The sequence below is a fragment of the Phocaeicola sp. genome (assembly GCF_057861905.1).
Genome location: NZ_DBMACV010000109.1, coordinates 1 through 6,582, shown reverse-complemented (window position 1 = coordinate 6,582; position 6,582 = coordinate 1). Strand labels below are relative to the sequence as shown.

Sequence of the window (6,582 nt, the reverse complement as noted above, 5' to 3'; positions counted from 1 at the left end):
CCTATTTTGCGCCGTTCCGCATAGATTTGCGTATCAAGATTTTACCGACACTTCCGTAGCTTTGCAACCATGTTTAACCCGTTGCCGACAGAATGTAGGCAACACTAAAACCTGTATCAAGAACATGAAGAAAAAAGAAATCATTTGCGTAGGTTCTACTCTCTACAAGATTGTAAATCGGGATTGTCATTATTCGCCGATAAGAGGAATAGGACGCTACAACACGGTAAACAAAACACAACTGGAAAAATTCTGATATTTTAATGAAATGATGAAAGTATATATAAACGTAAAGAAAAACAGCAACTTATGTTTTCATCAACCTTTCAACAAGAGAATCGGGCTGATGAAAAGAGAAAGGACACACCGCACTCTACATCACTTTTCTTTTGGCGAGCGGTTTGATGAAACGATGATGAATATATATCATTCTGGTTGTCAGTGTATTACACCATTAAATCATCAATTCATCGGATTTTCATTCGCCAACAAGTCTGTGGAACAAACGGATGGAAGAAAATGCCACTATCCGCAGGCTGGTCGGACATCCGACCTGCCTGCTGTCCGACCAGCCGACAAGGGAAGGCGTATCATATCAATGAAAAGAAAAGGTCTGCCTATACCGCTGGTACTCTCACAGGCTTTTGGAAACAGAAAAGCCATAGCTCATTAGGGCATTTTCTTTACGCAGTGCAAGCACAGCTAAAAATGCCCCAATGAGCCAACGGGGTTACACCCCTCTGGACACCCCCGTTTGCCATGCGGCATGACCGCAGCGGACGGAAACCAACAAACCAAATTGTCAAACCTGAAAACGAAAAACAAGCATGGGATATATAAGCATTCAAATCAACAAAGCGAAAGGCTCGGCTGACACGGGCGCATCCGACCACATAGAACGTAAGACCATACCCAAGAACGCAGACCCTACACGTACACATCTCAACCGTGAACTGGTGGAGTTTCCTGATGGAGTGTCCGACCGTACCGAAGCGATAAGCCACCGTATCCGTACGGCAGGCATCAAACGTAAGATAACCCCCGGCCAAGTGCGGGCAATTAGAATCGTGCTTTCGGGTACGCACGAGGATATGATGAAAATACAGGGCGAGGGCAGACTTGACGAATGGTGTGATGACAACCTTCAATGGCTGCAACGTACCTTCGGCAAGAAAAATACCGTTTCGGCAGTCCTGCACATGGATGAGCACACACCGCACATTCATGCCACGATCGTACCGATAGTAACAGGAGAGCGCAGGAAAGCCAAGAAAAAGCAGACGGAAGGTAAACGCTCCTACCGCAAGAAAGCCAATACCGTGCGCCTGTGTGCCGATGATGTGCTGACACGTGAGAAACTCGTTGCCTATCACGACAGTTACGCAAAAGTAATGGAAAAATACGATTTGCAACGTGGCGTACGTGGCTCGGAAGCACGGCATACGACAACAGCCCAATACTACCGTGATTTGGTACGACAGACGAGTGAACTCGAAGCCAATGTACAACAGTTACAGACAGAGCAGCAACAGGCAGAGCAACAGCTTGACGAGGTAAGGCAGGAAGTCAAGTCGGAGAAACTGGAAGCAGCCAAGACGGAAGCGAAAGCCGCATTCGTGGCAAAGGTCGGTTCTCTTTTGGGCGGTGGTAAATTGAAAGAACTGGAAGCCGACAACCGCATCCTGCAAGGCGAGGTCGCCGCCCGTGATGAGGGCATCAAGTTGTTGCAACAGCAGATGCAGCGGCAGCAGGAGGAACACAACTGCCAACTTATGGAACTGCAAGTCAAGCACCGCAGGGAGATGACAGATAAAGAAGCGGCACACCAAGAAGAAGTGTCATTCCTGAAATCAATCATCCAGAAAGCCAAGAAGTGGTTCCCGCTGTTCCAAGAGTTGGTGTACATGGAGAAGTTCTGCCTCAAAATCGGCTTCAACGAAAGACAAACTGCCACGCTTATAAGCGGCAAGCCGATTTTCTACGAGGGCGAACTCTATTCGGAGGAACATAAACGGAAGTTTAAGACAGAAAACGCAGGTTTCCAAGTTGTAAAAGACCCGAAAGACAAGTCGAAACTTGTACTTTGTATCGAAGGAAAACCTATTGGAGAGTGGTTCAAGGAACAATTTAATAAACTGTTTTCTTCCGTACGCAGAACAGTTGCGCCACTCAAAAAAGGCAAGGGTATGGGATTATAAACAATACCAATGAGAGAATGGTAAGTTTGTGTTTGGGTACGCCCAAAACTGATTTACTATTCTCTCATAAGTTAAAAGCCTTACTTCTAAATTACAGTTCCGCTATTCCAAGAAACTTGCTCATACGTTCAACACACTTCTTTTTCTGAGTGAGGTTAGGATGCACATAAAGATTAAGTGTTGTCGACACATTGGAATGACCGAATATTACACTCACAGTTTTATAATCGCATTGACTTTCTATACACCGAGTTGCAAAAGTGTGCCGAAGTCCGTGGAATACGATTTGAGGTATTTCAAGACGTTTTAATAATCGGGAAAAATAATCACGATATGAACGAGGCTCTTTGGAATGTTCCGATGATCCGACAACATACGGAGAAGTAGAAACTTTCTTGACCGTTTTCAAACATTGAAATAAGTGTTTTGAAATTGGTATATCCCGATATGAGTTCCTTGTCTTTGGCGATGAGTGTATTTTCTCTGTGACCTTCAATTCGCAATTGTAAACTCTCCCTACAGTATGCCTTACTGTGATAATTCGTTGTCTAAAATCCACATCTTGCCATTGTAATGCACATACTTCTCCTATTCTCATGCCTGTACATAGAGCTAATAGCACCCCTATATTCTGTGCTGTCGGTTTTTCAATCAAATGCCGCATCAGTATGCGTTGATGCTTTATTGTCAAGGTAGGCAATCGGGGCACTTCCGTATTTGTAGGATATTCTATTTCCCAATCTTCAAATGGGAAAATTTTATGTTTTCTCCCGTATTTGGCTACTGATTTTAATACGGCTACCATATCCCTTATGGTTTTACGTGCAAGTCCGCAAGAAAGTTTGTGAATGACAAATTGTTGGACATCATCTTCCGTAATGAATGTCTTTGTGCCAAAATAAGGCAGCAAATGGGTTTGAAGTGTCAGCAAATAAGCACACATGGTAGAGTGCTTTACAATTGGGCGTTTTGTTTCACACCAGTTTTTTGAAATTTCTTGAAATGTTTTCTGCATATACAATTTTGAGAGAATTAATAATGTCATAACTCCCTCAAAATACGTATATTCTATAATATATCACATTATTTGTTACCTTTTGAACGGTTATGCGTCTTACACAACATTTCGCAATTCTCAATAGACGTAGCACCGCCTTTGCTCCATGCGGTCACATGGTCGGCATCCATTTCGTTAAGCTTGTAAATCCGTGTCTTGTTGGCATTGTCACCGATGGCACATAACGGACAGTTGGATATGCCTTTTTCTTTCGCCGCCTCGGTTTGACGAGTATATGCCGCACGTTTTGTTGATTCTTCAAACAGACGGATTTGAAGCAAACTTTTATCTTGTTCGCCTCCTAATATATACTCATAGATATTGCGTGGGCATTTGATGCTCTCATCAGCTTGTAAGGCAAACACACGTTCCGTCACATGATTAATGCTGTAAGGGGTCTTATGATAAGTTTCGTAAAGCCGCCCCCATTCCAGACCACACATATCCCGTTCCACCATAGTGAATGTAGTGGAAACCCAATCTATCACAGAACGGAAATAGTTTTCCAGTTCACCTATGGATGTATCTCGGCGATGCAAACTCATATAGGTATCTATAGTTATTCCCTTGCTGGCACATACCCATTTTAGAGCCTCTGCTAAGTATTCCTGACGTTTGACATCCCCCTTTATGTAATGGCTCCATTTTTGGACTTCTGCATTTTGTGAATTACTGAACACACGCTTCGCCGCCGTAACGAACTCGCCCGAATAAATGGCGTTACGCAATTCCTGTTCGTTAAGTGGTATGCCCACAATGTTGATGGTCTTGAACCATTCCTTTATTTCCTTTTCTTCGCCCTCACACTCATAAATAAGCAATGAGGACTGCATTATCTTTTCTTGTAATTCGTTAGGCAGACTCGAAAAATACTGTATATTTCCATCGGCATCCTTTATGGCAAATTTCCCTGTGACGAACCTGCCGAAAGAAGTGATGCGCTGCTGTCCGTCAAGCACCTCATACCGTCCGTCACTTGTACGATTGAAGTATATCACCCCAATAGGATATCCTTTCAACAGCGATTCGATGACGGCTACATCGCGTTTACCGTCATTGTAGATGTAATGTCGCTGGTATTCCGGCTGGATGGTAAGTCGCCCATCAAGCCCGAATAGTCCCTTACCTTCCAATTCATTGTATGTAAAACCTTTGCAGACATCTGCAACTGTCCATTCTGTATGTAATGTTGTCTTCATATATTTTTTTGTTTTTAAGTTGAAATCTTAGGTCAGACACAAGGTGATTCAGGTAAAGAGCTTGGATTACGTCCGTATCCTCGTGAATTGAAGAAACTAAATCCCAGTCTGCGGGATGGTCAGCTCTATTATATGGAAAATGGAATACCTCAAAAACCATACGCACGTGTGCTAATTAGGAGAATTACTAAGTTATGAAGTTCTTTGAAATCTTAGGGATGTGTGAGAATGAGGACTTATATTCGCTGAAAACCCGTATTTATACCACTTGCGAATGTAAAACTGCCTATTTGAAAAAGTTCGGGAAAAACGGTACTTACGACTTAAATGCAAGTGGAGTAATTACAAGAAACGGTATTCAAGAAAAAGTCTATCAAAGGATTCTCATCCGTAAATTATAATTTGATATGTCTGATAAGAACTCTTGCATATACTTGAGTGTAATACTCCCCATCAACTATGTAATAAGTTTCATTCTGAGGAACTTCGGAGTGAAACAATACTGCTCCGTCATTGAGTTTTGTTACTTTGGACTTTTTCCCTTGACGGTCAACTTGGATTTGTTCGGGATAAATTTTGGAAGCACTTCCAAACCATGTCTTTGTTATCCCTAAGATTTCAAATTGCTCCGGACAATACTTGTCCAAAAAGGAGATAGGAACACCCATAACACCCTCATAATCCGAGGGAATGGCATCCGTAAAAGGCACTTCTATAGCATCATAGTTGTCATAACGGTCGTATGCCGCCTTGCCTTTTATCTCCTTATGCTTGGAAAAACGAAGATTGTCAGCCATAGTCATTAAAGGGAGCGGCTCATGACGACGACCATGCTCGATACTCGTGTACCAGCATACTCCTGGAACTCTATTAACAGCTCTTCCATCCATTTCACGCTGAAACTTATACGTATCTTTATATACAAATCCTTCAGGGACGAAAAAATACATCCCTACATTAAAATTGGTTGCACCGAGCCAAATACGGTTTGACTTTATCAGAGGAAAAACTTCTTTATAGGTTATGGCGTTCATGTTTCCTATCACAGCAAACTTTTTTCCACCCTCCATTATCCACGCCAAGAACTCCCTGAAAAGAGAAAAAGGTGGATTCGTAATGATAAAATCTGCCTCATCCCGCAACTTTGTAACTTCTTTGCTACGGAAATCTCCATCGCCATCCAAATATTTCCATTCGAGGTCATCTATATTTATACGTCCATCCCCACTTTTGTCTTTCTCCAAAATGAATATCTTTCCTTTGACAGAAGTCTTGGTTTTATCAAATTGTGGAGCATCTTGCTCGAACAAAGATGGCTGATATGGTGTTTTGTATTTCTTGCTATCCGGTGCATAGCTTGTAGAAATCAACTTTTTCAATCCAAGTTCATCGAACTTGGCGGCGAAATAACGGGTAAAGTTACTCCATTCGGGGTCATCACAGGGTAATAAAATAGTCTTTCCCCTAAATACGTTTGGGTCATATTCAAGGTATGCATTCATTTCCACCTCAATGTCGTGGAATTGAGTATAGAATTCATCGTTTTTAGCTGCTTTCGCTTCCTTCAAATTATTATTTGCCATCGTTTCTTCTTTTCGTTGTTTACTAAGCTATCTACTAATCTTATTGGGTATTAACAAGTCCCTGACATCAACATTCAGAATGTCTGCAATTTGATACAAAACAGGAATGGGAGGTTGTACCTTGTTCGTAGCATATAGATTGACCATATTGAAAGTCTTTCCAAGCCTGTTTGCCAATTCCGTTTGACTAATGCCCTTAGCATCTAATACCTCTTTTATTCGGTTCATATATGCCGTTTTTGTCTGAATGTGACAAAGGTACAAAATTTTATTTGGTAATATTGGCTTGGTATTGAAAATTGTATTATTTTTGTATGCAAAGAGTTATCGATACGTAAAGTAAAGCAAAACACAGCAATTAAGACGGTTGCTAAATCATTACCCCAAAATAAGGTAATCCTTCTAACTCGTTTAATATCAAATAGCTATATTCCTTATACAGATTTACGGAAATTTTCTGTATTATTGATGAGTTTGATAAGAATTTTGAGTCTGAATTGAAGAAAAATCTTCTTCCGGTCACTGATGGAAAGCAACATCGTAAT

7 protein-coding genes and 1 pseudogene are annotated in these 6,582 nt (G+C 41.6%); 4 read left to right on the top strand and 4 right to left on the bottom strand.

Annotated elements, in window-relative coordinates; all coding sequences use genetic code 11:
• The 3 genes from ACZM60_RS14115 to mobV all read left to right on the top strand — a co-directional run.
• Positions 1-256 (top strand): hypothetical protein (locus tag ACZM60_RS14115; protein WP_489521810.1); only part of this gene is annotated, 256 nt, incomplete at its 5' end.
• 90 nt (positions 257-346) lie between these two features.
• Positions 347-673 (top strand): hypothetical protein, encoded by a 327-nt coding sequence (locus ACZM60_RS14110; RefSeq protein ID WP_489521809.1) that lies wholly within the window; start codon positions 347-349, stop codon positions 671-673.
• Positions 674-827: 154 nt separating this feature from the next.
• Positions 828-2,198 carry a MobV family relaxase gene (mobV, locus tag ACZM60_RS14105; RefSeq protein WP_489521808.1) on the top strand — a complete coding sequence of 457 codons (1,371 nt, stop codon included), beginning with the start codon at positions 828-830 and terminating at the stop codon, positions 2,196-2,198.
• Between the two features lie 91 nt (positions 2,199-2,289).
• Here mobV and ACZM60_RS14100 read toward each other — a convergent pair whose 3' ends face one another.
• The 4 genes from ACZM60_RS14100 to ACZM60_RS14085 all read right to left on the bottom strand — a co-directional run bounded on the left by ACZM60_RS14100 (position 2,290) and on the right by ACZM60_RS14085 (position 6,265).
• Positions 2,290-3,213: a tyrosine-type recombinase/integrase gene (locus tag ACZM60_RS14100; protein WP_489521807.1), complete on the bottom strand. Its 924-nt coding sequence runs from the start codon at positions 3,211-3,213 to the stop codon at positions 2,290-2,292.
• 68 nt (positions 3,214-3,281) lie between these two features.
• Positions 3,282-4,454, bottom strand: a complete 1,173-nt coding sequence (locus ACZM60_RS14095) for an HNH endonuclease family protein (RefSeq protein ID WP_489521806.1) — start codon at positions 4,452-4,454, stop codon at positions 3,282-3,284.
• A gap of 395 nt (positions 4,455-4,849) precedes the next feature.
• Positions 4,850-6,037, bottom strand: coding sequence for an adenine-specific methyltransferase EcoRI family protein (locus tag ACZM60_RS14090; protein WP_489521805.1), 1,188 nt, complete (start codon positions 6,035-6,037; stop codon positions 4,850-4,852).
• Positions 6,038-6,064: 27 nt separating this feature from the next.
• The gene (locus ACZM60_RS14085) at positions 6,065-6,265 is read right to left on the bottom strand and encodes a helix-turn-helix domain-containing protein (protein ID WP_177609514.1); all 201 of its coding nucleotides are present in this window, start codon (positions 6,263-6,265) and stop codon (positions 6,065-6,067) included.
• Between the two features lie 224 nt (positions 6,266-6,489).
• Between ACZM60_RS14085 and ACZM60_RS14080 the strand changes: the two are divergent.
• A pseudogene (locus ACZM60_RS14080) lies at positions 6,490-6,582 on the top strand (IS982 family transposase); the annotation flags it as partial.